At 72.0% G+C, this 26,787-nt stretch carries 25 protein-coding genes; 15 read left to right on the forward strand and 10 right to left on the reverse strand.

Features of this window, described 5'->3' with window-relative positions:
- Nucleotides 1–30 precede the first annotated feature (30 nt).
- Nucleotides 31–399 carry a hypothetical protein gene (locus ACIA5C_RS29070; protein WP_396060132.1) on the forward strand — a complete coding sequence of 123 codons (369 nt, stop codon included), beginning with the start codon at nucleotides 31–33 and terminating at the stop codon, nucleotides 397–399.
- A gap of 13 nt (nucleotides 400–412) precedes the next feature.
- Here the strand turns inward: ACIA5C_RS29070 and ACIA5C_RS29075 are convergent, their stop codons facing one another.
- Nucleotides 413–1,345: a hypothetical protein gene (locus ACIA5C_RS29075; RefSeq protein WP_396060134.1), complete on the reverse strand. Its 933-nt coding sequence runs from the start codon at nucleotides 1,343–1,345 to the stop codon at nucleotides 413–415.
- A 35-nt stretch (nucleotides 1,346–1,380) separates the two neighbouring features.
- Between ACIA5C_RS29075 and ACIA5C_RS29080 the strand changes: the two genes are divergently transcribed.
- Nucleotides 1,381–2,001, forward strand: a complete 621-nt coding sequence (locus ACIA5C_RS29080; RefSeq protein ID WP_396060136.1) for a DUF2461 domain-containing protein — start codon at nucleotides 1,381–1,383, stop codon at nucleotides 1,999–2,001.
- Here ACIA5C_RS29080 and ACIA5C_RS29085 read toward each other — a convergent pair.
- On the reverse strand, nucleotides 1,984–2,559 hold the full coding sequence (locus ACIA5C_RS29085) for a DJ-1/PfpI family protein (RefSeq protein WP_396060138.1): 576 nt from the start codon (nucleotides 2,557–2,559) through the stop codon (nucleotides 1,984–1,986). The genes ACIA5C_RS29080 and ACIA5C_RS29085 overlap by 18 nt on opposite strands.
- Nucleotides 2,560–2,610: 51 nt before the next feature.
- Here ACIA5C_RS29085 and ACIA5C_RS29090 point away from each other — a divergent pair, with 51 nt between their 5' ends.
- The 3 genes from ACIA5C_RS29090 (at nucleotide 2,611) to ACIA5C_RS29100 (ending at nucleotide 7,023) form a co-directional block, all read left to right on the forward strand.
- Nucleotides 2,611–3,885: a PLP-dependent aminotransferase family protein gene (locus tag ACIA5C_RS29090; protein WP_396060140.1), complete on the forward strand. Its 1,275-nt coding sequence runs from the start codon at nucleotides 2,611–2,613 to the stop codon at nucleotides 3,883–3,885.
- Nucleotides 3,886–3,959: 74 nt separating this feature from the next.
- Complete coding sequence (locus ACIA5C_RS29095) at nucleotides 3,960–4,508, forward strand: hypothetical protein (protein WP_396060142.1); 549 nt, start codon at nucleotides 3,960–3,962, stop codon at nucleotides 4,506–4,508.
- On the forward strand, nucleotides 4,501–7,023 hold the full coding sequence (locus ACIA5C_RS29100) for a M48 family metalloprotease (RefSeq protein WP_396060144.1): 2,523 nt from the start codon (nucleotides 4,501–4,503) through the stop codon (nucleotides 7,021–7,023). Before ACIA5C_RS29095 ends, ACIA5C_RS29100 begins: the two co-directional genes overlap by 8 nt.
- An 8-nt stretch (nucleotides 7,024–7,031) precedes the next feature.
- Here ACIA5C_RS29100 and ACIA5C_RS29105 read toward each other — a convergent pair whose 3' ends face one another.
- Complete coding sequence (locus tag ACIA5C_RS29105; protein WP_396060146.1) at nucleotides 7,032–7,715, reverse strand: hypothetical protein; 684 nt, start codon at nucleotides 7,713–7,715, stop codon at nucleotides 7,032–7,034.
- A gap of 279 nt (nucleotides 7,716–7,994) precedes the next feature.
- On the opposite strand from ACIA5C_RS29105, the gene ACIA5C_RS29110 reads away from it, so the two are divergent.
- From ACIA5C_RS29110 to ACIA5C_RS29120, 3 genes are read left to right on the forward strand one after another with little or no spacing between them, the layout of a single operon-like run.
- Nucleotides 7,995–9,203: an OmpA family protein gene (locus tag ACIA5C_RS29110; protein WP_396060148.1), complete on the forward strand. Its 1,209-nt coding sequence runs from the start codon at nucleotides 7,995–7,997 to the stop codon at nucleotides 9,201–9,203.
- A complete protein-coding gene (locus ACIA5C_RS29115; RefSeq protein WP_396060150.1) occupies nucleotides 9,200–10,579 on the forward strand; it encodes a hypothetical protein in 1,380 nt (459 codons plus the stop codon). Before ACIA5C_RS29110 ends, ACIA5C_RS29115 begins: the two co-directional genes overlap by 4 nt.
- Nucleotides 10,576–11,346 carry a hypothetical protein gene (locus ACIA5C_RS29120; RefSeq protein ID WP_396060152.1) on the forward strand — a complete coding sequence of 257 codons (771 nt, stop codon included), beginning with the start codon at nucleotides 10,576–10,578 and terminating at the stop codon, nucleotides 11,344–11,346. Before ACIA5C_RS29115 ends, ACIA5C_RS29120 begins: the two co-directional genes overlap by 4 nt.
- Here the strand turns inward: ACIA5C_RS29120 and ACIA5C_RS29125 are convergent.
- Nucleotides 11,324–12,040 carry a nucleotidyltransferase domain-containing protein gene (locus tag ACIA5C_RS29125; protein WP_396060154.1) on the reverse strand — a complete coding sequence of 239 codons (717 nt, stop codon included), beginning with the start codon at nucleotides 12,038–12,040 and terminating at the stop codon, nucleotides 11,324–11,326. The genes ACIA5C_RS29120 and ACIA5C_RS29125 overlap by 23 nt on opposite strands.
- A 139-nt stretch (nucleotides 12,041–12,179) precedes the next feature.
- Nucleotides 12,180–13,262 (reverse strand): YbfB/YjiJ family MFS transporter, encoded by a 1,083-nt coding sequence (locus ACIA5C_RS29130; RefSeq protein ID WP_396060156.1) that lies wholly within the window; start codon nucleotides 13,260–13,262, stop codon nucleotides 12,180–12,182.
- A gap of 92 nt (nucleotides 13,263–13,354) precedes the next feature.
- Here ACIA5C_RS29130 and ACIA5C_RS29135 point away from each other — a divergent pair, with 92 nt between their 5' ends.
- On the forward strand, nucleotides 13,355–14,269 hold the full coding sequence (locus tag ACIA5C_RS29135; protein WP_396060158.1) for a LysR family transcriptional regulator: 915 nt from the start codon (nucleotides 13,355–13,357) through the stop codon (nucleotides 14,267–14,269).
- Here ACIA5C_RS29135 and pepN read toward each other — a convergent pair.
- Nucleotides 14,266–16,689, reverse strand: coding sequence for an aminopeptidase N (pepN, locus tag ACIA5C_RS29140; protein WP_396060160.1), 2,424 nt, complete (start codon nucleotides 16,687–16,689; stop codon nucleotides 14,266–14,268). The genes ACIA5C_RS29135 and pepN overlap by 4 nt on opposite strands.
- 137 nt (nucleotides 16,690–16,826) lie before the next feature.
- Between pepN and ACIA5C_RS29145 the strand changes: the two genes are divergently transcribed.
- Nucleotides 16,827–17,072, forward strand: a complete 246-nt coding sequence (locus tag ACIA5C_RS29145; RefSeq protein ID WP_396060162.1) for a FitA-like ribbon-helix-helix domain-containing protein — start codon at nucleotides 16,827–16,829, stop codon at nucleotides 17,070–17,072.
- A complete protein-coding gene (locus ACIA5C_RS29150; protein ID WP_396060164.1) occupies nucleotides 17,069–17,494 on the forward strand; it encodes a type II toxin-antitoxin system VapC family toxin in 426 nt (141 codons plus the stop codon). The genes ACIA5C_RS29145 and ACIA5C_RS29150 overlap by 4 nt, the downstream gene beginning before the upstream one ends.
- A 113-nt stretch (nucleotides 17,495–17,607) precedes the next feature.
- On the opposite strand, the gene ACIA5C_RS29155 is transcribed toward ACIA5C_RS29150, so the two are convergent.
- From ACIA5C_RS29155 to ACIA5C_RS29170, 4 genes are read right to left on the reverse strand one after another with little or no spacing between them, the layout of a single operon-like run.
- Nucleotides 17,608–18,324: a peptidase gene (locus ACIA5C_RS29155; protein WP_396060166.1), complete on the reverse strand. Its 717-nt coding sequence runs from the start codon at nucleotides 18,322–18,324 to the stop codon at nucleotides 17,608–17,610.
- Nucleotides 18,324–19,547 carry a VWA domain-containing protein gene (locus ACIA5C_RS29160; RefSeq protein WP_396060168.1) on the reverse strand — a complete coding sequence of 408 codons (1,224 nt, stop codon included), beginning with the start codon at nucleotides 19,545–19,547 and terminating at the stop codon, nucleotides 18,324–18,326. The genes ACIA5C_RS29155 and ACIA5C_RS29160 overlap by 1 nt, the downstream gene beginning before the upstream one ends.
- Before the next feature lie 18 nt (nucleotides 19,548–19,565).
- A complete protein-coding gene (locus tag ACIA5C_RS29165; protein ID WP_396060170.1) occupies nucleotides 19,566–20,498 on the reverse strand; it encodes a serine hydrolase domain-containing protein in 933 nt (310 codons plus the stop codon).
- The gene (locus tag ACIA5C_RS29170; protein ID WP_396060172.1) at nucleotides 20,482–21,438 is read right to left on the reverse strand and encodes a hypothetical protein; all 957 of its coding nucleotides are present in this window, start codon (nucleotides 21,436–21,438) and stop codon (nucleotides 20,482–20,484) included. The genes ACIA5C_RS29165 and ACIA5C_RS29170 overlap by 17 nt, the downstream gene beginning before the upstream one ends.
- A gap of 76 nt (nucleotides 21,439–21,514) precedes the next feature.
- Between ACIA5C_RS29170 and murD the strand changes: the two genes are divergently transcribed.
- From murD to ACIA5C_RS29190, 4 genes are all read left to right on the forward strand, one after another.
- Nucleotides 21,515–22,861, forward strand: a complete 1,347-nt coding sequence (gene murD, locus ACIA5C_RS29175; protein WP_396060174.1) for a UDP-N-acetylmuramoyl-L-alanine--D-glutamate ligase — start codon at nucleotides 21,515–21,517, stop codon at nucleotides 22,859–22,861.
- 195 nt (nucleotides 22,862–23,056) lie between these two features.
- Nucleotides 23,057–23,578 carry a hypothetical protein gene (locus tag ACIA5C_RS29180; RefSeq protein ID WP_396060176.1) on the forward strand — a complete coding sequence of 174 codons (522 nt, stop codon included), beginning with the start codon at nucleotides 23,057–23,059 and terminating at the stop codon, nucleotides 23,576–23,578.
- Nucleotides 23,579–23,704: 126 nt separating this feature from the next.
- Nucleotides 23,705–24,433, forward strand: coding sequence for a phosphotransferase family protein (locus ACIA5C_RS29185; protein ID WP_396060621.1), 729 nt, complete (start codon nucleotides 23,705–23,707; stop codon nucleotides 24,431–24,433).
- Between the two features lie 337 nt (nucleotides 24,434–24,770).
- On the forward strand, nucleotides 24,771–26,735 hold the full coding sequence (locus tag ACIA5C_RS29190) for a methyl-accepting chemotaxis protein (RefSeq protein ID WP_396060178.1): 1,965 nt from the start codon (nucleotides 24,771–24,773) through the stop codon (nucleotides 26,733–26,735).
- Nucleotides 26,736–26,787: the final 52 nt, after the last annotated feature.

Below are 26,787 nucleotides of genomic sequence, written 5' to 3' on the forward strand. Positions count from 1 at the left end.
CGCCTAGCCGGCGACTAGCCTCGCGGAGGCATGGAACCCTTGTCCGTCGGGGTCCGTGTGCTGGCGCCGGAAGCCGACGCCGAAAGCGTGCAGGACCTGACCCACAACCTTCGCGAGGCCCTCCTCGACGCGGACGTCGACGACGTCCGCCCGGCAACCGCCGGCCCACCACCACCCGGCGCCAAGTCGGCCGAGGCGGTCGCGCTCGGCTCGCTGGTGGTCACGCTCGCACCCACCGTGCTGGAAAACCTGTTCGGCATGGTCTCGTCCTGGCTGAGCCGCCAGTCCGCCGACGTCCAGGTGGAGATCGACGGCAACCGCTTCCAGGGCCGGGTGACCAGGTCCCAGCGCGACGAACTGCTGAGGGCCTACCTGTCCCGCGTGGACCCCCGCCCATGACCGGGTCTGTGGGTTACCCCTGGTCGGGCTCGGCGTGCTTGTCTATCTCGACCTGCGACGTGCCCGCCGGCGGCTCCGATGAACCGCCCCGATGGTGTTTCTTGACGAAGGTGTAGCCGGGGGCGAGCGGCATCTCGGCGATCTGTTCGTGCAGGCTGACCTGGCGCTCCGACGGCTGGGCGCCGGGCGGCAGGCGGCGGACGAAGCCGCTCACCCAGTGTTCGCGGCGTTCGGCGCCGGCGTCGTCGCCGAGGAGGTCGAAGTCGGGGTCGCCCGGGTAGGGGGCCGGCTCGACCATCGGGGCGTAGAACAGCATCCCGGCCGTCTTCTGACCCTCGACCGCCGGGTAGCTCGCGTAGCCCGACGGGTCCACGCTGCCGTCGACGCGGGTCAGGAAGCCCTCGCGGATCAGCTGGTCGAGCGCGTTCTTCAGCAGGAAGGCGCCCTTCGCGCCCCGGCCCAGCCCGCAGTGCCGGGGCAGCTCCGCCTCGGCCAGCACGGCACTGCCGTCCTCGAAGACCCGGCCGACCCGGCGTACCGCCCGCAGCGCCTGCCCCCGGTTGGACTTCCCCGCGTCGAAGGATCGGGTGACCACCCGCGGGTCGTACTCGTGGTAGTAGGCCACGCCGTCGACCCGGATCGGCTCGTCGAGCGGGGCGGTGCGGACCACGATCTCGTCCTTGGCCGCCTGCCAGGACACCGTGACGTGGGCGCCGGGGCGCAGGTCGGGCGGCCACACCAGGCCGGTGAACTGCCACTCCACGTCCTGCCGGAGCTCGGCCTCGAAGACCTGGGTGGTCGCGTTCAGCCCGAACTCGCGGTGTTCGAGAACCACCTTGACCTGGTCACTCTCGCGGAGGAACGCCACGCATTCCTCCGGTACGGCGCAGACCCCGCCGTCGAGGTCGGCCTGCCAGAGGGCGAACCGCCGAGTCCCCTTCCGCATCCGACGACGATACCCGCCCGGACTACATTGACCCGGTGACGTTCCGTGGCTGGCCGAGCGAGGCTCTCGAGTTCTACGAGGGGCTGACCGCCGACAACTCGAAGTCGTATTGGACCGCGCACCTTTCGGTGTACGAAAACCAGGTGCGCGCGCCGATGGAGGAACTGCTGGCCGCGCTCGAGCCCGAGTTCGGAACCGGCAAGATCTTCCGGCCCTATCGCGATGTGCGGTTCAGCAAGGACAGGTCGCCGTACAAAAACCATCTGGCCGCGTCGCTGCCCGCGGCCGGCTACATACAGTTGTCGTCGGACGGGCTGGCGGTCGGCTCGGGCATGTACCACATGGAGCCGGCACAGCTCGACCGTTACCGCCGCGCGGTGGCCTCCGACGCGACCGGGGTCGTGCTGACCGCGCTGATCGAGAAGATCGAGAAGGCCGGCATCGGGGTGCTCGGCCGCGACACCCTGAAGACCGTGCCCCGCGGCTGCCCCATGGACCATCCGCGCATCGACCTGCTGCGCCACAAGGGCCTGGTCTGCTGGCAGGAGTGGCCCCCGGCGGCCTGGCTCGGCACGGCGGCGGCGAAGGACCGCATCGTGAAGTTCCTGCGAACCGCCCGCCCGGTCCGGGAGTGGTTCTCAGACCACGTGGGATAGCGCCCGAGCGACGTATTCCGGTTTCTCACCGACCGGGGCGACGTAGTGCAGGGCGCTCTCGGCGGCGGTCCGGTTCACCAGCCGGGCGATGATCCACGCGGCCAGGTAGGGCGAGGCCAGGCAGCCGCCCGCCGTTGCGACGTTGTCCCGGGCGAAGAAGGGCTGGTCGCGGACTTCGACGCCGGCTGCGATCACCCAGGGTTTGGTGGTGAGGTCGGTGCAGGCCTCTTTGACGAGGCCGAGCTTGGCGAGTACGAGCGCGCCCGAGCACTGGCCGGCGATGAGCTGGCGCTGCGGGTCGAGTCGTTCGAGGGTCGACATGATCGCCCGGTCCTCGACGACCTCACGGGTGGCGGCGCCGCTGCCGACGATGACCGCGTCCGCTTCGCAGGCCTCGTCGAGGCCGATCATCGACTGGATCACCACACCGTTCATGGATCGCACCGTGGGTGTGGGACTGGCGATGGCTACGTCGAGCTTTGCGCGGTTGAGCACGCCCAGCGCGATGAGGGAGTCGAGCTCGTTGTAGCCCTCGAAGGTCAGGATGGCGATGTTCATGCCCCGACCATTCCATGACAGTCAAAAAATTGTCATGCATACACTTCGAGGGTGCCCGCACTCCGATACCGAGCCCTGGTCGACTCGTTCGCGGCCGACATCCGAGCCGGCCGCCTGGCCGCGGGCACCCGGCTGCCGACCCACCGGCAGCTCGCCGCCTCGTCGGGCATCGCGCTGGTCACGGCCACCCGGGTCTACGCCGCGCTCGAGGGACTCGGGCTGGTCAGCCGGGAGCAGGGGCGCGGGACGTTCGTACGCTCCCTGCCGGCCGGCCACGGCGTCGACATGTCCTTCGCGGCCGAGGACTTCGTCGACCTCAACTTCAACTACCCGTCGGTGCCCGGCCAGACCGACATGCTCCGGCAGTCGCTGCGGGAGCTCGCCGGATCGGGCGACCTCGAGGCCTTGCTGCGCTATCAGCCACATGCCGGTCGGCGGTCGGACCGCGCGGTGATAGCCGACTACCTGGGTGCCCCGGCCGACGACGTCCTGATCGTCAACGGCGCCCAGCACGGCCTGGCGGTGACGCTCATGGCCCTGCTGAAGCCCGGGGACCCGGTCGCGGTCGACCCGCTGACCTATCCCGGGTTCAAGGTGCTCGCCGAGATGCTGCACCTCGAACTCGTGCCTTCGTGGCCGTCCGGCCGCCCGGTCCGGGCCGTCTACACGATGCCGACCGTGCACAATCCACTCGGCTCGGTCATGCCGGCGGCCGACCGGGAGCGGCTTCTGGCGACGGCCCGGAGGCAGGGGGCGCTGGTCATCGAGGACGCCTCGTACGCCTTCCTGGAACCGGACCCGCCGCCGTCTCTGCGGGCCCTCGCGCCGGACATCACCGTGCACGTGTCGGGCTTGTCGAAAAGTGTCGCGACCGGGCTTCGGGTGGGCTTCGTCGTGGCACCGCCCGCTCTGGTCCCGGCCCTGGAACGGGCCATCCGGGCCACCACCTGGAACACCCCGGCCCTCGCGACGGCGATCGCGTGCCGATGGATCACGGACGGTACGGCCTCCGCGCTGGCCGCCCGCAAACGGTCCGACGCCGCAGTTCGTCAGGCCGTCGCCCGTGAGGAACTGGCGGGGCTCGGGCCGGTCGGCCACCCGTCGTCGTACTTCACCTGGCTGCCGCTGCCCCCGGATGCCCGGGCCGACCGCCTGGCGGCGACCCTCGCGGCGCAGCGCATCGCCGTGTCCACCGCCGAGCCGTTCGCCACCACGACCCATACGCCGCAAGCGTTGCGGCTCGCCCTGGGCTCGGCCGACCTGGTTTCGCTGCGGACATCGCTGCGTACGGTCAAGGCGACCGTCCTTGAGGACGCCGACCGCTGACGCAACGAGTCACTCGGACGGGGGAGGCTGTTCGCCGGATTCTCCGTACTACGCCGAATTCCTAGGCTTTCGGTGTGGAAAGCGTTGACGACTTCCGGCCGGCGGCCGTGGGCGATCGGTCCATCATGGCCGTGGCCGAGCGGGTTCTGGCCGCCGTCGACCCTGGGCACGAGGCGGCGCAGGCGGCCCGGCTGCGGATGGTCGGGCTGAGCCTGTTCGGATCGATGGCGGGCCGGCGCCGGATCGCGCGGGCCGTGTTCGACCGGCCGCGGCGCTCGGTCGGCGGCGGATTCGGCACCGAGCAGCTGGAGCTGGCCGGCCAGATCCTGCTTCTCATCCTCAACGGCGTCGGCACCGAACTGCTCGCCGACGTGGCCAAGCACCGGCTGGACGGTGCCGGGGGCTGGCTGCGCCGGCGCCGCGCGGCCCGCGCGATCTCCCGGGCTTCGGCCGCGCAGGGCGCGTCGACCCCGGTTCCGTTGCAGCGTCCCACCGACGCGCGGAACATCGGCGATCTCGTCACGCAGCTCGCCCTGCGGAGCGGGTGCGGTCGCGAGCAGGCCCAGTTGCTCGGCACGCAGATCGCGGCCGAACTGAGCGACCCGCGGCCGATGCGTGACTGAGGGAGCATCGGGGCGCCCGCCGCGGTTCGACTCGTTCACCCTTCCCGCCGCCACCGCGGCCCGATTCCTGCTGCTGATCATCACGGCACTCGCGGCTTCCGCGTACGTCTATGCCTGGCTCGTCGGACGTCTCGCCGCGGTGAGCGGCGCCCCCGCACTCTGCGCCGATGCCGCGCGGAGCGCGGCCGGCCGGGTGCAGCCGGACCGGCTGATCGACTGGTACGGCTCCTGCCAGCGCTGGGCCAATTTGCGGGAGGCCGGCTACATCGCGGCCATGATCGGCCTGCTCGTCGCGGCGACGGTGACGATCTACCTCCTCCGGCCTCGGTGGATCGCCCGCGGTACCGAGCCGGTCTCGGCCGTACGGCAGGTGTCCGGCCCGATGGACGTCTTCGACGCCGTGGTCAACGAGCTGCCGGACGCGAACCGGGTACGGATCCTGGTCGACACGGCGAGCCTGGACGGTCTCGGGCGGGCGTTCGGAGCGCTCGGCCGTTATCGCATCCTGCTGTCCGTCAACCTTCTGGGCGCCGGCGAGCAGGATCAGGTGGCGGCCCACGCCCGCCTGCGTACGGTGCTCGCCCACGAACTGGCCCACATCCGCAACCGCGATGTCGACCTGACCCAATTGGCGTACGCGATCTGGTGGGCCTTCCTGGCCGCCGCCGCGGTCCCATTTGTGGTGGTCGCGGTGCGGGCGCCGGCCCTGCTGCTCAGCTTCAGCTGGCGGCTGGCCGCGCTCCTCGCCCTGCTGTACGCCGTACGCGCCGGCGTGCTCCGAACGCGCGAGCACTACGCCGACGTGTACGCGGTGACCCGTTCGAGCGCCGACCTCGGCCTTCTCGCGAGCCTGGCCGGGGAACCGGGCCGCACCTTCGCCCCCAACCACCCGGGACGGGATGTCCGCGCCGCCGTCATGGCGAACCCGCGCCGGCTCTCCGCGCTCAGCACCCCGGCGGCCGCCGCGACCGGCGCCCTGGTCGGGATCGCCCAGCCCCCGGCCTTCTTCCTGGCCCGGTTGCTGCTTCCCGGCAACGCGCAGGTCGCCGGCTGGCTGGTCGGCCTGATTCTCGGCGGGCTGGGCGCGGCCGCGCTCACCGGCTCGGTGTGGCGCGCCACGCTGTGGGCCCTGGATCACGAGGAGGCCCGCCCCGGCACCTGGCCGAGCACGCTCGCACTGACCGGCGGGCTGCTCGCCGGCCAGCTGCTCACCCCGGACCTGCCGGCGATCGGCACCTGGCGCGGCATTCTGGTCGGCGAACCTCTGCTGGGTATCGCCATCGCGGCCATGCTCGCCGCCGGCCTGCACGCGTTCTTCCGATGGACGGTGCTGTGCGCGGGAACCTGGATGCCGTCGAGCCGCGTGCCGGTGCGCCCCTACCGGTTCGGGGTCGGCCAGGCGGTGATCGTGGCGGCGGTGTGGCTGGCCACCTGGTTCCAGCTGGTCGACCTGCTCAGCGACGGTGGTCTCCGCTGGGGGGTCGCCCTGCTCGCGCTGCTCTCCGGCGTACTGAACCCGGTCCTGCTGATCTCGATCGCCTGGGCCTGCCTCTATCCGCTGGCCGGCGAGTCGTTCTCGGGCCGTCGGGTCCCGCTGACCGGCGTGTACGCGGCGAGCGCCGGCACGATGCTGCTCTACGCGGCCGCTGTGGTGCCGTTCTATCCACAGCTGCGCGCCGCGTTGCTGCGCAGCCAGCAGCCCGGCATCGCGGCCGCCGACGCGCTAATGCCGATCGTGCTGATCCTGATCGTGCCCGCGCTGGTCACCGCGGTCGTCGGCGCGGTGGTTCTCGGGCTGTGCGCGGGCGGGCGTGGCCGTACGGGCTACGCGGTGGCCGCCACCGGCTGCAGCATGCTGATCTCGTCGATCGGCCTGCTGGTCATCGCGCTGGCCCACCTGACGTACGCGTTCCCGCTGGTCCGGCGGCTCGGCGTGCTGCTGACCGGGCTCGCGGGCATGGCCACCACCTCGGACGCACCGCGGAACCCGTCGCTCGGGCTGATGTTCCTGCTGCTCTACGGCGGTCTGCTGATCGTCGGCATCCCGGCCGCGATGGCCGGTTCCGGGATCCGCGCCCTGCTGCGCCCGGCTCGCCCGCGGCCGGCCCGGCGCTCGTGGCAGGTGGCGCTGCTGGTAACCCCGTTCGCGCTGGTGGCCTGCGGTTTCGGCTATCTGTCGGTGACCGAGTGGGTGCTGCCGCCGCGGGTGTCGGTGCCGGTCAGCGTCGACCACGCGGCGGTCGAGACCATCCTCGCCCGGGCCGGCACCAACACGGTCCCGCTCGGCCAGGCGTGCGGGCACCTCTACGCCCTGTACGGCCGGATGGAGCCGGCCGAGGCGGTCACCACCGGGCTGGCCGACCGCCTCGCCGCGGGCGCGGCGGCCGGTCTCTCGGCCGACGACGAGACGCTCAACACTATGGGCGAGGGTACGGCCGAGGCGCTCCGGCTCTCCGAGGTGACCCGGGCGTCGTCGGGCATCTCGGCGATGCTGCAGTACTGCGCAGCCGGCTAGGCGGCCGGCTAGACCGTCGCGGCTTTCGCGTACGCACGCCGGACCAGGTCCTCGGTGCCGCTCACCTCGGGCGAGTCGAACTGCATGAGCACCAGCAGCAGCACCAGGCCGCCCCGCCGCACGGCGACGACGTGGGCGTACACGGCCGCGCCGGCCTGCGCGACGGTCGCGGTCATGCGGAACGCCGCGGTGTCGTCCCCGACGCGCGGGAAGGTCAGGTGCCCGATGGCGACGTCGAACTTCATACCGCCCGGCGAACCGCCGTCGAACGATCCGCAGTTCTTGGTGACCTGGGTGAGTCCCTGCACGAGCCGGGTCGCATCGGCCTCGCTCATCGCCATCAGGGTTTCGCCGAAGAACGGGCCGGTGGGTCCCGCCTGGAGCATGACCCGGGCCTGACTGCCGGTCGCGGACGGGTCGTTCTGGCCGGCGCACTGCGTCATGCTGCTGCCCATCCCGGCGACCGGGCTGGTCTGCAGTGGACTCTGCACATATCCCGGGAGGTCGGCCGGGCCGAGCAGGGCGGAGCCGAGGCGCGCGTCGTCGGGCGGCGGCGTCGATCCGGTGACCGGGCCGGCCGAGACGGCGGGCGCGGGTGAGTCGGCCACGATGTCCGGCGGCTTCGCGGAGCATCCGGCGGCGGCCATCGCCAGTGCTACGGCGGCGGAGATGACAGGGTAATGGCGATGCATTTTCCGTCCGTTACCAAGAAAGGGAATTAGGTGTTCTCAAGGATGGCAGGGAGGCATGCCCGACACAGTTACCCGAACGCCGTCGTTCGACCGGAGATACGGCCGGACCAGCAGGTGATCAAGTTATACCGTAACGGATGAGGTAGTGCGGGAAACCGCAGCACAGCTCTTTCTCCGACGGCGGACCAGGGCGTTTCGCGATTGTCAGCGGCAATGTCCTATGCGTACGGTGAAGCGCAATTGCCTACCTTTCCCTAAGGAATTGATTTTATGTTTCGGATGAGGTCGATAGCGGCCGTCTCGTTGGCGGCCGGGCTGCTGGCCTGTGCGGGCTGTGACTCGTCGTCATCGGCGGGGACGCCGGCCGCGGGAGCACCGGTCGCCAACGAGCCGTCGGCCGCGGACTGCGACAAGATCGCCCAGGTGCCGCCGCCGGCCGGCAAGCCCCCGGTCGCGCTGGTCGTCGACAACACCGCCTCGCAGATCGGCCATCCCTTGCCGGACGGGCTGCTCAAAAAGCTGGGCGACGCGCAGCACGCCGGGCAGCCGCTGGTGATCGTCGCCGTCGACGGCCAGAGCCCGAGCGTGGTGCGTACGGCCGCGCTCGATCCCAGCCCGGACAAGGACAGCAAGGCCGGCGACAACGCCCGCGCCGAGGCCCTCCGGTGCGTCAACCGCTGGGCGCACGCCACCGAGTCGCTCCCCAAGCACCAGGGCAGCGACGTCCTCGAGGCGCTCAACGCGGCCAGCCGGCAGCACCCCTCGGCGGTCTACGTGGTCTCGGACGGGCTCGGCAACACCGGCGCGTTCAACATCGACGCCGTCGGCTTCGACGCCGAGCCGCAGGAACTCGCCACGTCGCTCCGCGAGGCCAACGCCCTGGCGCCGACCCTGAACAACCTCCAGATCACCTGGTACGAGCTCGGCGAGTCGGCCAAACCGCTCCCCCAGGCCGCCCGCACCTCGCTGCAGAACCTCTGGCAGGCGACGCTGAAGAGCGTCGGGACCACGGTCACCTTCGACCTGGCCACCGGCGGCCGCGTGGCCGCGCCGAGCGGGCTGCCCGCCGACGACGTGTCGATCCCCGAGGCGGCGACCGTCACCAGCGCCTGCGGCACCAGGATCACGGTGCCGGCGGCCCTGCTGTTCCACCCCGGCAGCGCCGAACTGCAGCCGGACGCCGCCGACGTACTCAAGGGCGTGGCCGGGACGCTGAACGGCCACCCGGACTGGTCGGCCAAGATCACCGGCCACACCGCCGACTACGGCACCGCCGACAGCCGCAAGCAGCTGTCGGTCCAGCGCGCCGGGGCCGTACGCGACTTCCTGGCCGGCGCCGGCATCGACCGGTCCCGGCTCGCGGCCGACGGCGTCGGCGCCACCCAGCCGGCCGTACCGGAGATCGTCGGAGGCCGGCACGATCTGGCCGCGGCGGCCAGGAACCGCCGCGTCGTCATCGAGATCGGACCCGGCGGGTGCGGTTCATGAGCCGCAATCTGTTCGGGCGTCTGTTCGGCATCCCGCGCGACGGTTCGGTGGAACGGCGCCGGATGAAGCAGCTGCGGGCGGAACAGCAGCTGATCGGCGAAACCGCACCCTCCGAACTGTCCAACGCCGAGATGTCGGTGCTGCTCAGCGTCAACGACACGCTGGTCACCGACGACATCCGCCGGGCCAGGAAGCTGCTCGACGCCCAGCTGCGCCTGATCGGCACCGCGCACCGCGGCGTACAGGCGAGGCAGCGCCTGCAGACGGCGCTGGCCGACGCCCGGTGGGTCAACCACGACGCCGCACCCACCCGGGACGGCGACGCGGCGGCCGACGACACGTTCCGGGAGAGCTTCGACCCGCACCGCCCGCTGATCGCCGAACGCACGCTGCTGATCATCGAGTTGATCTTCGTGGTGGTCGAGTTCTTCTTCTGGTACCAGGTCTTCAGCGAGGACGTCAGCCGCAGCGCACCGTGGTGGGACCCCACCCGGGTGGGTGCCGTGCTGCTCGCCGTCCTGCTGCCGATGTCCGGCATCATCGCGGCCCGGGTGATCGGCGCCCTCGCTCACCGCTGGGTCTCCGGCTATAGGAGGATCGGCCGGCGCGAGAAGCTCGGCACCGTGTTCAGCCTGCTGCTGGCGGGCGCCGCGATCTTCGCGATCTACCGGCTCGTGCACGACCGGTTCGACGAGACCCACCGGGCCATCGGCACGACCCAGCTGCCCGCCTCGGCGATGGCCCTGGTCTTCGTGGTCGTGCTGGTCGGCGACATGATGGCGCGGGTCTTCCTGCTGTCGGAGATCCGCAAGCAGACCGTCCGGTGGACCCGCCGGCTCAACCGGCTCACCGACAAGGCCACGACGGCCAACAAGGAGCACGCCGACGCCTGGGTGCGGCTACGCGGGGAGACCTCCGAGCAGCTCGACCGCTGCGAGCGGATCGTCGGCACCGGCGCGCGGATCATCACCGACTCACGGGCCGCGTTCGAGCGGGCGCCGCGTCAGGCCGGCCTGGGCGAGGCCCGCCCGGCGCACCACGGCACGTTCGACGACGTCGTCGGCTCCGGGACGATGGCGGTGCCGAACCCGGCCCAGCTGTCCATGTTCGACGCCGGCCCGCTCGCGCTGGGGCCGCTGCGCTGCGTCAGCGATGCCATCGACACGCTGCGCCGGTGGCCGCCGCTCGACCAGGAGAAGCTGGTCGAAACGCTGGAGCCGATGGTCGTCCGCCTCTACCGGCTCGACCCCGAAGACCGGCTGGACTCCGAAGAGAAGCCGGAGCCGACGGAGAAGACCGGGCCGGCCGAACCGGCGACCGCGAAGCTGACCAACGGCGCCGTGATCACGCAGAAGCTGCCCAGTGAGGCGCTGTGAGCGGCATCCTCCGCGACGGCGCCCCGCTGGCCGGACCGGCCGGTCTCGTCGAACCGCCCGGCCGCTACCGATTCCTGCTGCTGCCGCTCCTGGCCCTGGCCGGCCTGTTCGCGCTCTGGTGGTTCTGGCCGGCCGGCAAGGCGGCCCCACCGGCCGCGGCCGCCGCGGCGTCGCCCGCCGGCCTGGCCCACCGCGCGCTGGCCGGCCCGCGCGGCCCGTCCTGCATCCGGCTGGTCGTCGGGCTCGACGTCTCCGGCTCGATGCAGGCCTACGCCGGCGCCCGTGACGCCGCGCTGGCCCAGCTCATCGACTGGAGCCGGGCCAACCTGCGGCCGGACGACGAGCTCGCGGTGGTCGACTTCGCCGCCGACAGCGTCGCCCGGATCGGCCCGACCCGCCGCGACAAGCTCACCGGCGTCGGCTCGGCGGCCGGTGCCAACGACGGCACCTACACCAACCTGCTGCCGGCCCTGAACGCGATCGACGGGTTCCCGACCGGCCGGTGCGACACCGAGCTGGTGCTCATCTCCGACGCCCAGCTGGCCGACCTGCCGCTCGGACCGGCGGCCGCCGGCAACCTGCTGCGCGGCCATCACATCCACGACGTACGGCTGCTCGTGCCCGGCGAGGACATCGACGTACCCCAGCAGTGGGTCGTCGACTTCCCGGAGGCGTACCCGGACCGCTTCGACGGCACCGACCCGGACGCGACGGCGCTCGCCTTCGGTCAGGCCATCGCCGGCTTCACCGGCCAGACGCTGAAATAGCGGCGACCGTGCGGCGGGCGTCACGCCACGCTATCCAGGCGGTGCGCCGGCGCGGGGAGACGACCGGCTCGCCGCGGCGGCGGGCGGCCAGCTGGTCGATCAGCCACCGCGGTGCCGCCGCCTGCTCGATCGCACGGCTCTTGGTGAGCAGCTCGCCCGCGCGGAACGCGTGTCGCCCCCGGGCCATCGACGTCAGGCCCAGGTCGGCGATCTCCGGGGAGAGCCAGATCCAGGGCCGGCGGGCGGCCCACGCCCAGTAGCCGGTCACCTCCGCGAAGGCCGCGGCGCGGATGTCGGCCGCGGTCACCGGCGGGAAGAGCTCGGCCGGTGGCCGGCCGAAGACGGCGTAGCCGTGACGCGACAGCTCGGCCCGGGTCACCCCGGAGAGGATGCGGTGTACGAGCCGGCCGTGGGTCCACGTCGGATGCTCGGCCCGGCGATCCGGTATCGCGGCCACGGGAACATAGACGCAGCCCAGTTTCAGGCCGCGGGCGATGCCGGCGTCGAGGTCGCGGTGCAGCGCGGTGAGGTCCGGCCGGGAGACCGGGCCGTCGGTCACCGCGACCAGGTCGAGGTCGCTCACCCCCGGGACGTAGTCGCCGGTCGCCCGGGAACCGGCCACGAGCAGGCCGGTCACGCCGCCCAGCGAGGCCAGGCGGCGACCGAACTCCGAGACGGCCGGCAATTCGTTCATCGGTCCCGACAACCTACGCCAGCCGCGGCCAGCGGTGCCACAGAACGGTGGCCGCCACCGCGCCGGGTCTCGACCGGCCAGACCGGGCACGGGTAGCGGTGCCACAGAACGGTGGCCGCCGCCGCTTGGTCCGGACAACCTACGTCAGGCCCGGGTAGCGGTGGCGGAGGACAGCGGCCGCCGCCGCGCCGGCCGCGACGATGAGGGAGCCGGTCAGCAGCGCGGGGGCGTAGCCGTCATTCAGGAGCGGTGTCACCAGCAGCGGGCCCGCGATCTGGCCGACCGCGTAACCGGTTGTCAGGACGGCCGCCGAGTGGGCCACCCGCAGATGGTTTCCCACGGCCAGGGCCAGCGTCACCGCGCCCAGGAAGGTGCCGCCGAACAGTGCCGCCGACAGCAGCGCGGCGAAGGCGCTTCCGGAGAACACCGGCAGCGCGATGCCGATCGCCTGCGCGGTCAGCACGGCCAGCAGCAGCGTCGGCCGCGACCACGTGCGGCCCAGATGGGCCCACCACGCCGCCGACGGCAGCGCGGCCACCCCGACCAGGACCCAGGCACCGGCGCCGAGCGCGCCCGGTGCCCGCTCGTCGATCGCCGCGACCAGGAAGGTGCCGGCGATGATGTAGCCGATTCCCTCCAGCGTGTGGCAGACCACCAGCGCGACGAACCAGCGTGACCGGCCGGTGGCCGCGGCGGCCGGGCGGGAACCCGGGGTCAGCGACCAGGACAGGGCCGAGAAGACCGCCGCCAGAACGGCCGCGGCGAACCAGGCCGACCCCCACGAACCCCAGGAGCGCAACACCAGCACGAGGACACCCGACAGGGCTATGCCCAGCCCGATCCCGCCGAACGCCCACCCGGCCAGGTGGGCGCGGAAGTCGGCCAGCACGGCCTGGGCGGCGACCACGAAGACCACGGCACTGGCCACGCCGGCGACGAGCCGCAGGACGAGCCAGGCACCCGCGTACGGGAAAACGGGCATGAGCGCGAGCGTCGCGACCAGGGTGACCAGCGACGCCCGCAGGGCCGGCCGCGAGCGGGTGAGCGCGGGCACGGCGATGCCGGCCGCCGCACCCACCAGATAGCCGACATAGTTGGCGGTCGCGAGCGCGGCACCCAGGTGCGGGCTCAAGCCCATCATCGGAAGAATCGGCGTGAAGACGAAACGGCCCACGCCCATTCCGGCGGCCAGGGCCGACGCGGCGGCCAGCAGTCTCCCCATGCGTCCGAGCGTGCCCGGCGGCGAAACGACCGGCCACGACCGGCTTCCTCCCGCCTGCAAGGCAGCGCCTACCAGCGGCCTACGCTGGGCGGATGGAGCTTCGGCAGGTGCGCTACTTCGTCGCGGTGGCGGAGGAACTCAGCTTCACCAGGGCGGCCACCCGGCTGCGCATCGCCGGGCCGTCGCTGTCGCAGCAGATCAAAGCCCTCGAGCGGGACCTCGGCACGCGGCTCTTCGACCGGGACCGGCGGACGGTCACGCTGACCGCGGCCGGCGCGGTGCTGCTCCCCCGCGCCGCCGCGCTGCTCGAGCAGGCGGACGAACTCCGGCGTACGGCCGTGGGCCTCGCGAAATCGGACCCGGTGCGGCTCGGCTATGTGAACTGGAAGCCGCCGGACCTCGAACGGCGTGCCGCCGGCACCGCCCAACTCCTGGTCGACGCCTGGGTGATGCCGTCGCACGCGCAGGCCGCCCGCGTCGCGGACGGCAGCATCGACCTGGCCATCTGCTGGGTGCCAACCGCCACGATCAGCGATGGGTCGCTCCAGGCGCGCCTGCTCGGCGCCGATCTGCTGTACGCGGTGAGCCCCGGCCCGGAGACGACGGCCGTCGATGCCAAGGACACCGTCGTGCTGATCGACGCCGACGAGACCTCATGGTCGTCGTGGAACCGGTACGCGTACGAGTTGGCGGCCGAGACCGGCGCCCACCCGGTGTCCATCTCGGACGGCGGCGTGACCGGCCCGGCCTTCTTCGACCACGTACGCCGTCTCGGCCGTCCCGTGGTCAACTGCCCGAAGGGCCAGACCACGCCGGTGCCACCCGACCTGGCGGCCCGCCCGATCGTGCACCCGTCGCCCTACTGGACGTGGTCGCTGGTGTCGAGGCAGGAGGAGCAGCGGCCGGTGGTGCGGGCGGTCGTCGAGGCCCTCACCCGCCACATCGGCCGGCTGGGCCTCGACGACCCGGACGCCTGGCTGCCGGCCGACGACCCGTTCCGGCGTTAGACGCCCCGGCTGCGCAGCACCCGCCGCATCAGGTCACCGCGGCCCAGCACGGTCTTGCGGACCACCGGCGCCGAGCCCTCGGACACCTTCTCGGCCCGGTCGATGAAAGCCGCGTCGATCGCGTACAGCGGGAAAAGCCGGTTCGTGTACTGCATCGCCGAGATCATGCCGCGCTTGTCGAGGTGACCCAGGAGGGCGACGAAACGCTCCCCGTACGGCGCGAGCACCTCGTCCTGGCCGGGCCGCCAGAACGCCTGGCTCACCGAGGAGAGCAGCCCGATCGGCACCTCGCGGTCGTCGGCCATCGCCCGCCACGCGTCGGCCTTGCGGTCGGCGTCCGGTGCGGCCGCACGCACCGCGACCGCCCGGAACTTGGCGTCCGGGTCGGGGTCGACGGCCAGCAGGCGCTGCGCCTCGTCGTCGGTGTCGGCGCCCAGCTCGGACGCCCGCACCAGGATGCGCCACCGCAGGTCGACGTCGTCGCCGGCCAGCGCGCGGACCTCGTCGAGTTCGGCCGCCGAGGCGCCGACCGACGCGAGCATGCGCAGCGCGACCCGGCCCCGGTCGGGATGCCCGAGCATCGCGCGGGCCGCCGCCGCCACCTCGGCCAGCAGGGCCGGCCGCCGGAGGTCGGACGCCCACAACTCGGCCGCCTCGTGCGCCAGCTTCAGATAGGGCTGGACCAGCGCCTCCGACGTCTCGACGGCGAGCACCCGGCCGACGAGACCGACCAGTTCGGCCGGGGTGGCCTCGCCGGTCGTCAGCATGTCGCGCACGCCGGCGACCGCCACGCCGCGCGAGATCACGTCGGGCAGCCCGGCCGCGTCGGCCAGGAACCGTTGTTTGCCTACGATGTCCGGCCGGGTCGTGGCGAACGTCAGGTCGCGGTCGTTGACCAGGTAGAAGTCCGCCCCGGCGGGCAGGTCTACCGGGGTTCGGCCGGACGCGACCTCGACGGTGGCCGACGCCGTACGCGTAAGCCCGGCCCCGCGCGTACCGAAAGCACTCACCGCAAGCACCTGCGGCCTCGGCGGGCCCTCGGGCCCGGCGCCGGTCAGCACCAGGCCGTCGCCGTCGGCCGACAGCGTGAGCCGGTCGGTGCCCGCGGTTTCCAGCCAGCCCGACCGCCACGCGTCGAGGTCGCGACCGCTCGCCTCGGCCAGCGAGTCGATCAGATCCTGCAGCGTCGTGTTGCCCCAGCGGTGCCGGGCGAAGTACGCCTTCATGCCGGCGACGAAGTCACGCTCGCCGACGTACGTCATGAGCTGGTGCAGCACCGACGCACCCTTGGGATAGGTGATGGCGTCGAAGATGGACGCCGCCTCGGCGACGTCCGGCACCGGCAGCCGGATCGGATGCGAGACCGGGCCACGGTCGGTCAGATAGGCCCGCAACTTGTCCTCGATCAGGAAGGTCGCCCAGGCGTCGGTGTACGAAGTGGCGCGCTCGGCCGCCCAGTAGCACGCGAACTCGGCGAACGCCTCGTTCAGCCACAGGTCGTCCCACCAGGTCATCGTCACCATGTTGCCGAACCACATGTGCGCCATCTCGTGCAACAGGATGCCGGCGGTGCTCTCCCGCTCGGCGGCCGTCGACGGGGTGCGGGTCAGCACGGTGTCGGTCCAGGTGACGCACCCGAAGTTCTCCATCGCGCCGCCGAACTCGGGCATGAAGACCTGGTCGTACTTGGCCTGCGGGAACGGCAGCCCGAACACCTCGCCGAAGAACGCCAGCCCCTGCTCGGTGACGGTGAAAAGCTCGTCGGCGTCCCGCTCGAGCACGTCGGCCAGCGACCGCCGCGCGAACAGCCCGAGGTCGTACTTCTCGGTCTGCCGCCGGACCTCGTGCAGCGGGCCGGCGTTGACGACCGTGTTGTACGGCGACAGGCGCGGCGTGTCGGGGAACGTCCAGCGGTTACCCTCCCGCGCCGGGCCGCCGCTGTTGCTGACCACGGTCCAGTCATCGGGCGCGGTCACGACGAACCGGTGCGGCGCCTTGAGGTCGGGCTGGTCGAAACAGGCCCACACGTGATGCGCCTGATCCGGCTCGAACGTCGTCCACAGATAGACGGCGCCGTCTGCCGGGTCGACCGCCCGGTGCACGCCCTCGCCCTCGGTGGTCTCATCCTGGACCGACTCGACCCGCAGGACATTGCGCTCTTCGAGCGCCGGCAGCAGGATCCGCCCGTCGGCGGCGGCTTTCAGCGGTACGCCGTTCAGAGTCGCCGACAGCACACGGGCCGCGCAGTCGACGAAGGTTTCCGCCCCCGGCTCCCGGCACGTGAACGTCACCGTGGCGACGCAGCGCACTTCGGGCCCGCTCGGCAGGGCGGTGAGGTCGACCTCCACGTCGTACCGCTCCACCGCGACCAGCCGGGCCCGCCGACGCGCCTCGTCCTGCGTAAGGCTGCGAGTGATCACCAATCCTCCTCAACGAGGTCCGTCCCGCGATCGATCGTAGGCCTTGCTACCGATCCACCCGACCCCGTCCGGTTTGAGCAGCTACGCCGACAGCGCTAGCATTGCTGGCAATGATGTCGGCGCGAGGAGATGAGGCTATGGCCGCGCTCAGCATCCGGGACCTGGACGACTCCGTGAAGGAGAAGCTCCGTCTGCGGGCGGCGCAGCACGGCCGTTCCATGGAGGCCGAGATCCGGGCCATCCTCACCGAGGCCGTCGACGACGAGGCGCCGCGTGCCGACCTGTTCAGCGCACTCACCGCGCGGTTCTCCCAAATGGGAGGCGTCGACCTGGACATCCCGCCACGGTCCACACCACCGCGAGCGGCAGATCTGCCGGAATGATCGTCCTCGACACCAACGTGGTCTCCGAGCTGATGCGCGCTGCGCCGGCGCCCGAGGTCCTCGCATGGCTGCGGCAGAACTCCGCGCAGAGCCTGTACACCACGACCGTCACGGTCGCCGAAATTCGCTATGGCGTCGGCCGCCTGCCTGCCGGGCGACGCCGGGAGTCGCTGCACCAGGCGGCCAACGAGATCTTCGCCGCTTTCCCTCGTCAGGTCCTTCCTTTCGATCTGGCAGCAGCCAACGCCTACGCCGATATCGTCATCGGCCGCGAAGGCCGGGGCATGCCCATCGACGGCTTCGACGCCCAGATCGCCGCCATCTGCCGCTCCCAGGCCGCCACCCTTGCCACGGGCAACACCAAGGACTTCGCCGAGACCGGCGTCGCCGTCATCGATCCGTGGCAGATCCCGCCCCACTGACGTTCGTGAGTTGGGGCGGCCGAGCCGCCCCAACCTTCTACGGCTACTTCGCGGTCAGGCTCTCGACTTACATCCTCGTGCCCGGGACGACGCCATCCGCCGGCCGGCCGTCGTCAGGTCCTGGACCAGCGGCGGCGCCGTCGCGTCCAGGAGAAGCCGACCAGGCCGCCCACCGCGGCCAGGATGCCGCCGGCCGCGGTCCAGACCCAGCGCGACGAGAACTCGGGCAGTGCGAACGTGGAGCGGTCCGGTTCCGCCGAGGCCGCCGGCGACGGCGCGTCGGTCACCACTGCGCCCGGCCGGTTGATCTGGGTCAGCGGCGCCGAGAGTTTGCCCTGGTCGTCCCCGGTCGATCCGGTCGGTGCGGCCAGTGACAACTCGACCTGCACCGGCAGGCCCAGGTCCTTCTCGGGCAGTTCGGTCGACGAGATCCGCACGAAGTACTGGCCGGGCAGCGGATCCAGGTCGGACGGCTCGGCCCACGACCGCACCTGGCGCAGCCGGCAGCCGAGGGTGATCTCGGTGGCGCCGGCCGCGGCGACCGGGCTCTGGTCGCCGGCCACGCACGGCTGCCGGCGGCGCAGGCCGTCGAAGACCTCGACGATCCACGATTCGGGTCCGCCGCGGTCGGCCGGCGGCGGCAGCGTGACCTTGGCCGTCAGCTCGGGCTGCTGCGCGGCCTCGGCGGTGAACGACCAGTACAGATAGTCGCCGGTGACCGCGGCGACCCGGGCGGGCTGGTCGGGCGTCAGGGCGGTCGCGGTGAGGAACGTGGTGCCGGCGCTTCCGGCCGGCACCGCCAGCAGGACGGCGGTAAGGGCGGTGAGCATCAGTTCTCCCTCCAGGCGGCGACCCACCAGCGGGTCAGCCAGCCGGCCAGGACGCCGGCGATCAGTCCGGCGGCGGTGAGGACGAGCAGCAGAAGCCAGCCGCGGCCGAGGCCGGGCGCGTCGGGGGCGTGTGAGGCGTTCACCGTGTCGACGCTGAGCTCGATCGGCATGCCGGGCGCGTCTTTCGAAGTCGCCGACGCGAACGAATTGCTCACGATCAGGCAGACCGCGTCCGGCGATTCCGCCGTCCACCGCAGGCCGGTCGATTCCACATCGGACCGGCTGCTGCCGGCATCAAGACCCCGGACCAGCTCACGGCCGTCGTTGGTCACCGCTTTCAGGAGTACGCCGTAATCACGGTTGACCGGCCGGTCGAGGGCGACGCTGACCGAAGCTCGCAGCTCCTGGCCGGGCTGCAGGGGCACCCGGTAGTACCGGTGCTCGCCGATCGTCTCGCGGTCGCTGTAGACGCCCGGGCCGAGCTGCGGTGCCTTGTCGCACGACTCCGCGCCGGCCACGGCCGCCGGGACAACCGGCGGGGGCAGGGCGGCGCGACCCACCAGCTGCTGCACCCGGCCGGAGAGCTCCTGCTCGCTGCTCGCCGACGCGAACGTCCCGCCGGTCGCGGTCGAGATGCAGACCAGCTGTCTGCGGGTCTTCTCGTCCGGGGTCAGGCCGAGCGTGTCGATGACGAGGCGGGTGCCCTGGGCGGCCAGGTCGCGGGCGACCTCGCACGGGTCGGGCGGCGTGCAGGTGTCCTCGCCGTCGGTGATCAGCACGATCCGGCGGGCCGAGCCACCCTCGCCGAGGTCGTCGGCCGCCTTGCGCAGGGCGAGCCCGATCGGGGTGAACCCGTGCGGCTTCAGCGTGGCGATGGCGTCCTTGGCCTGCTGCGCGTCGACCGGGCCGACCGGAACGATCTGCTGGGTGTCGGTGCAGCCCAGCTTCTTGTCGTCGTTCGAGTATCTGGCGCCGAGCACCCGGATGCCGAGCCGGGTGGTCTCCCCCAGGCCGTCGACGACCTCGCCGAACGCCTTCTTGGCCACCGAGATGCGGGTCGCGCCGTCGATGTCGGCGGCCGCCATCGAGCCGCTCACGTCGAGGACGAGCTCGACCTCGGGCGCGTTCCGGGTGTCGTCGGCCTGCGCCGGCGCCGCCCCGAACAGCACGGATATCCCGATCAATCCGGAAGAGACCACTATGGACAGTCTTTTGTGGATCACGCGGCAAGATCATAAGGCCTAGCGGGGTGACCAGGCCTCCACCGAGGCCAGCAGGCGGTCACACCAGAGCCGGAACGGTTCGAGATTGCCGCGGCCCCGCAGGATGCGGTTGCTGAGGATCACCACGCCGTAACCGCGCTCCGGCTCGATCCAGATGCGGTTGCCGACGAAGCCGGAGTGGCCGTAGCCGCCCGGACCGGGGTTCGGCCCGCCGAGGCCGCGGGTCGGTGCAAGCCACCAGCCGAGCCCGTAGCGCTCGCCGTCCGGGCCGGTCGACCAGCACTCGGTGGCGCGGGAATGCTGGTTCAGCCACCACTGGGCGGCCCGGGTCACCAGGTCGAGCGTGCCGAACGCGCCGGCGTGACCCGACGATCCGCCCATCGCCCAGGCGTTCTCGTCGTGCACCTCGCCGACGATGAGCCGATGACGGATCGGACACCGCTCGGTGGGGACGGCCGGGCCTCCGGGCCCACCCAGACGCAGGTCGCTACGTTGTCCGGCGAGCGCCGCCAACGGCGTACCGGAAAGGTGCTGAACCAGAGCACCGAGAAGGAGAAAGCCGATGTCGCTGTAGACCGCGGCGGCCCGATTCTCGATTCCGGTCTCCAGTGCCGCCTCGACAATCGCGTCATAGCCCTGGAGACGCTCGAAGAAACGGACCGTCGCCGGGAGGCCGGCGCGGTGACTGAGCAGATCGGCAATCGTCGCCGCACCGATCGGACGGCCGGCCGCGCGATCCCAGACATCGCCGAGCCGCACCGAGACATCGGGGCACAGGTCCAGCACCTCGGGCAGCGTGACCAGCACCTTCGTGAGGCTCGCGAGATCCCACCAGTCGTCGCGACCGGCGCCGCGAACGGTTGCCGCCAGCACCTTTCGCCGATCGAAAACGCTGACGGCGACGGCCGGAACCGGAGCCTCCGCCGCGATTGCGTCAAAGCGCGCAGGCATCGTGCAGCCGCCTCATCGAGAGGATGCCGGAACGGATTTCCTGCAGGTACCGGTCGGGTCCGGTGGCGCCCGGCGCGAGCGGCACCGTCACCCGCCCGGGGTCGAAGCCGATCGTGTCGATTCCACAGCGGTACCGCAGGCCGAGAATGCGAATCGCGTCGCTGTGCTGAAACGGCACGTAGATCGGCGAGGTGATGACCAGAATCCGGTCGGTCGCACGCAGATGCACCCGCCGGGCCCAGAATTCGTAGGTGTCCGGTGTGTTGGCCCGCCGGATCCCGGGCTCGCTCGACGGCGCCGCGAGCACGTGGATCTCGGGGCGCCCGGCGCGGCGATAGGTACGCACATCCCACTCGCCCTCCGCCCCCTCCCGCCGGTCCGGCCGATCGAGGTCGAAGCCGGCGCGCATGCCCACGTCGATGGCATCGACCTCGAAGGCCGCCGCGTCCAGCCCGGGCAGTTCCCGCTCGGTCTCGGTGAGCGCCCGGAAGCTGCCCAGCGCGGTCAGCTCCGGCACCCGCACGGTCCCGGAAAGCACCAGCTCGGCGGTGTATTGCGACCGTTGCAGGCAGGCCCGCCCGAGGCCGCCGAGCACCAGCGCGTGCTCGTAGTCGGCGCGGGGCGGAGGGGCGGCCTCGACCAGCCGCAACGCGTTCGCCACGGCATTGATCAACTCGGTGCGCCCGGCGTCGAAGGCCGGCGCCTCCACCTGATCGCGCTCCACCCGGCCGTGCCGCCGGAAGTCCCAGCGCTCACCGGAGAAGGCGTCGAGCCAGGCCAGGAGGTCGCCGAGGCCGGCGTCGGGCAGGCTTCCCCCGTACGCCGCGACCAGCGCTTTCATCGGCTCGGACGCGACCCAGCCGCGGATCTCGTCGTCGAGCCGGCCGGGCCGGAACCCGGGCTCGCAGGCCGGAAGATCCACCGGCGCGAACGTCACCACGTCCGAATCCTAAGCGGCCGGTCACCGGGCGACGGGTATGGTGTCCAGCGGTAATCGACGGGCCGAAGGAGCAGCGGTGCACCTGCAGGAACTCACGGGCCGGCGGGTTGCGGTCTGGGGAACGGGCCGCGAGGGCATCGCCGCCGCCGAGGCCATCCATCCGCACCGGCCGGGCCGCCTGATCGCCGTGCAGGACAAAACGACAGTCCTGGCCACCGAATGGACCGGTCGCCGGGCCGCGATCGCTCCCCTGTTCACCGGCGAGGACGCGCACCGCGAACTCCAGTCGATCGACGTGATCGTCCGCTCGCCGGGCATCGCGCAGGTCCACCCGTGGATCGTCGAGCACCGCGCCCGTGGCGGCATCGTCACCGGCGGCACCTCCCTGTGGATGGCCGACCACGCGTCGCGCACCATCGGGGTCACCGGCAGCAAGGGCAAGAGCACCACCACCACCCTGATCCACCAACTGGTCGAGGCGGCCGGACGGCCCAGCACGCTCGGGGGCAACATCGGCATCGCCGCGCTGTCCCTGCCCGAGTCCGACCACTACGTGCTCGAGCTCAGCGCATACCAGTGCGCCGACCTCGACGACTCGCCGCGGGTGGCCGCGCTGACCTCGCTCTTCCCGGAGCACCTCGACTGGGCCGGCAGCGAGGAGCGCTACTACCGCGACAAGCTCAACATCGCGATGCACGGTGCCGAGGCGGTCGTCTACAACGCCGACGACCCCCGCCTGGTCGCGATGCTTCCGGCCGACCTGCCGCTGGTCCCGGCCAACTCGCCCGAGTCGTTCCACGTCGCCGACGGCTGGGTCCTCCGGGCCGGCGAGCGCCTCTTCGAGCGGTCCCGGTTCAAGCCGGTGGGGCGCCACAACGCCGCCGACCTCTGCGTCGCGCTGGCCGCCGTCGAGGCGTCCGGCATCGACGTCCTGGCCCACCGGGACGCCCTGGCCGAGGCCGTGGCGGCCTACGAGCCGCTCGGGCAGCGCCTCACCCCGATCAGCGACCCGTCCGGCCTCACCTTCGTCGACGACTCGCTGTCGACGATCCCGCAGTCGGCCATCTACGCCATCGAGGCGTACGCCGACCGCCCGCTGACCGTCATCCTGGGCGGCGAGAACCGCGGCGTCGACTACGCCCCGCTACGCGCGTTCTTCGAGGAGAACAAGGTCGAGGCGACCCTGATCGGCATCCCGGACAGCGGCGAATTCATCCTCGGCACCCTCAAGGGCCTGCCGGGCGTACACACCCTGCTCGCCGAGGACCTGCCCGAGGCCGTCCGGCTGAGCCGCGAGCACACCCCGGCCGGCGGCGTGGTCCTGCTCTCCCCGGCCGCGCCCAGCTACGGCCGCTTCGACAACTGGCTGCACCGCTCCCGGGTCTTCCTGGAAGCCATCGCGGCCACCGCTCCCGGCGCTTAGGCGGCCTACCGCACCACCGGTTCACAAACAAGTAGTGATACCGGGCACAACGGATTTATGACCGGCGGGTACGGCTGACCGGTCGTCTACAGGGCTCGGCCGTTCGTCCCCTTCTGTGAGCACCACCTCGACGATCCGTCGATCATGCACAACCCTGTGATCCGCTGCCGTCACCGCGAGATCAGGGACGATCCGATGACCGATTACGTTCCCGGCACGAACCCGCCCGAATCCTCGCCGAACCCCCACCGACCGGGTCGCCGCCGCGCCTGGCCGTACGTGGCCGTGATCCTCGTTCTCGGCGCCGCCCTCGCGGCGGTCTTCGTCTGGCCCCGCGTGAAGGGCAACGACCCCGCGTCGCCGGCCGCCGCCGCGGGCGCCACCGTCTTCACGGTCAACGGCATGCTCGCCCTGGGCCCCGGCCAGTTCGTGCCGATCGACGGCACCAGTTGCGCCGGCACCCCGGCCTACAAGGACCTCGACGTGGGCGCCACGGTCACGATCACCGACGGCGTCGGCGGCGTGCTCGGCACCGGCAAGATCAGCTCGCTGACCCTCGACGGTCTCGGCACGGCCGGCACCTGCGACCTGAAGTTCGCGGTGCCCGGCATCCCGACCGGCAAGGGCTCCTACGGCATCGAGGTCGCCCGCCGCGGCGCCATCAAGTACGACGAGGCCAAGGTGCGGCTCGGTCAGCTGCAGCTGTCGGTCAACTGATTACTGTGCATGGACGCATTGACTCTCCTCCCCCCGTGAGGCAGCCTCGTCGAGTGCGGGAAAACCCTTGCCCAGCCGCTGCTCGATTGGCTTGAGGCACAACTCGGCGTAGTCGCTGTCCGCTCGCTGCACGGCGGCGAGAGCCCGTGGTGGGTCGACGCCCGAGGGGCGTCCCCGGCGATCCTGAGAACCCCGAGCAGCCGGATCACGGCCGATCAGATCGCCACCAACGCGGCCGCGCTGTCCGTCGCCGAACGCCATCACCTGCCGGCGCCGCGCCTGCTCGCGACCGACCTGGTCGGCGGCACGCCGGTGACGCTGGAAACCGTCATCCCCGGCACGAGCACCTGGCCGGCCGTACCCTCCCGGGAGTTGCTGCTGGCGGCCGGCGCGGCGATCGCCCGGGTGCACGCCGTCGCCCTCGAGCCGCAGCCGAACCTTCCGTTCCGGCCCCGCCCGATCGCGGTCGACGACTTCGCCGCCGACCGCCGGGGTGGCCGCATGCCGACCACCCCGTTGCTCCGGCTGGCCGACCAACGCGTCCGGGCGGCCACGCCGCCCGACGGGCCGATCGGCTTCGTGCACGGCGACGTGTGGCCCGGCAACACGGTCGTCGCCGGGCGGCGGGTCCGAGCCCTGATCGACTGGAAGACGGCCGGCGTCGGCGACGCCGGCGTGGACGTCGGTGAGCTGCGCAAACAGGTGGCGATCCACTACGGCCGCGACGCACCCGAGCTCGTCGGTGCGCCCTATTGGGACGTCGTGGCCGCGCTCAACACGCCGACCGAGCTGTACAGCCCGCAGGCCACCCGCCGCCGCGACGAGTTCCTGCGGGCGGCCCTTGACCGGCTGTGACGTCGCCGGGCGCGCGATGTCCGACCTGACGTTGCTGTCGATGCCCGGGCGGCGGAACGCGCCGGCTGGCGCCGGGCCGCCTTCGCCGACGCCGTCGGCCGGCTGACGGCCTACTTCGCCGGCGAACTCACCCGGTTCGACATTCCCCTCGGCGGCAACGGCACCGATTTCCAGATGCGCGCCTGGCGCGTGCACTCAAAGGCGCCCTGCAGCCGGCTCTCCTGCCGTGACCGAGGCCTTCGGCCTCGACGCCCACGCCCCGCCGGCTTGGCCGGATTAAAAGTCCGATGTTTCGGGCCACGCTCAGCGGACCGCGCCACCGACCGAAAAGATGATCGTGGTGCTACCCCGCCTGACGATCAAGCTGCGTCTGATCATCTGCGTCGTTCTGGTCACCGGGCTCTCGCTGCTCCTCGTCGCCACCGTGATTGCGCGGCGCAATCTGGCGGAGGCCCGCCGGACCGGTTTCGCGTACGCGCAGGAGGTCGCGCAGCGCAACGCCGCGCAGGTGCGGCAAGCGCTGATGGAGCCGCTCGGCACGGCGCGGGACCTGGCCGAGGTGATGGCCGCCGACGCGGCCGGCGGCGCCACCCGTACGCGGGCGGACGCCGAGCTGAAGGCGGTTCTGTCCGCACACACCGACTACCTCGCCACCTGGACGGCGTTCGAACCGGACGCCTTCGACGGCCGGGACACCGACTATCGCAACGCCGACGTGCGCAGCGACGCGACCGGCCGGTTCGTGCCCTACTGGTTCCGCGACGGCGACACGATCAAGTCGAGCCCCCTCACCGACTACACCAAGCCCGGCGCCGGCGACTACTACCTGATCGCCCGCAACAGCGGGAAAGAGAAGGTGATCGAGCCGTACCAGTACGACGTCGGCGGCAAGACCGTGCTGATGACCTCGCTCACCGTGCCGATCAAGGTGAACGGCAAGACGGTCGGTACGGCCGGCGTGGACCTGCCGCTGGGCGCCCTCGGCACGGACCTGGCGGCGATCAAGCCGTTCGGCACCGGCAGCGCGGTGCTGATCAGCACCGGCGGCCAGCTCGTGGCCGGCGGCGAGAGCGCTCAGGCCGGCAAACCGGCCGACGCCGGCGCCACCGCGCTGGCCCGGAAGGCCGCCACCCAGGGGTCCCCGGTGCAGCAGCTGATCAGCGGCGGCCCGGAGAGGGTCCAGATCGCCGCCCCGCTCGCGCTGGGCGCCACCGACACCTGGACGCTGATCGTCAGCGTGCCGACCGCGACGATCCTCGCCGCCGCGCATGCCTCGCTGGCCGTCAGCATCTGGATCACGCTCGGCGCGGTGCTGGTGGCCGCGCTGATCGCGCTGCTGATCGCGCGTTCGGTGGTCCGGCCCATCGACCGGCTGCGCGATCGCATGGCGGAGATCGCCGACGGCGACGGCGACCTGACCCAACGGGTCACGGCCGACCGCAACGACGAGGCCGGTCAGCTGGCCACCGCCTTCAACCGTTTCGTCGAGAAGGTGGCCGCCACCGTGCGGGCCATCGCCGGCTCGGCCGACGAGGTGCGCTCCGCCGCCGACCGGCTCGCCGACGCGACCGAGCGCCTCAGCGGGGACGCCGCCCAGGCCTCCGAGAAGTCGGGCACCGCCGCCGAGGCGACGCAGACGGTCAACGAGGGCGTGCAGTCGGTCGCGGCCGGCGCCGAGCAGATGAACGCCGCGATCGCCGAGATCGCCGGGAGTGCCGCCCAGGCCGCCCGGGTCGCCGCCGACGGCCGGGCCGTCGCGGAAAGTACCAACAGCCAGGTGGCGCAGCTCGGCGCGGCCACCGAGGAGATCGGCGACGTGGTCCGGCTGATCACCAGCATCGCCGAGCAGACCAACCTGCTCGCCCTGAACGCGACGATCGAGGCGGCCCGGGCCGGCGAGATGGGCAAGGGCTTCGCCGTGGTGGCGGGTGAGGTGAAGGAACTGGCCCAGCAGACCGCCCAGGCCACCGAGGAGATCACCGGCCGGATCACCGCGATCCAGGCGATCAGCGGCACGGCCGCCACCGCGATCTCCGAGATCGTCCAGGTGATCTCGACGATCGGCGACTACACCACCTCGATCGCCTCGGCGGTCGAGGAGCAGACGGCGACCACGAACGAGATGAGCCGCGGCATCTCCGACGCGGCCGGCAACAGCATCCTGGTCTCCGAGTCGATCTCCGACGTCGCATCGGTCGCCGCGACCGCCTCGGCCAACGCCCGCAACGCCATGGCCGCGGTCGCCGACCTCAACCGCCTGGCCGCCGAGGTGACCACCACCGTGAACACCTTCCGCTACTAGGCCATCAGCGCGGCCGCCAGGTCGGCCACCCCGGCGCCGGTCATGCGGAGCA

It is taken from the genome of Actinoplanes sp. NPDC051343 (assembly GCF_044455125.1).
Classification (GTDB): domain Bacteria; phylum Actinomycetota; class Actinomycetes; order Mycobacteriales; family Micromonosporaceae; genus Actinoplanes.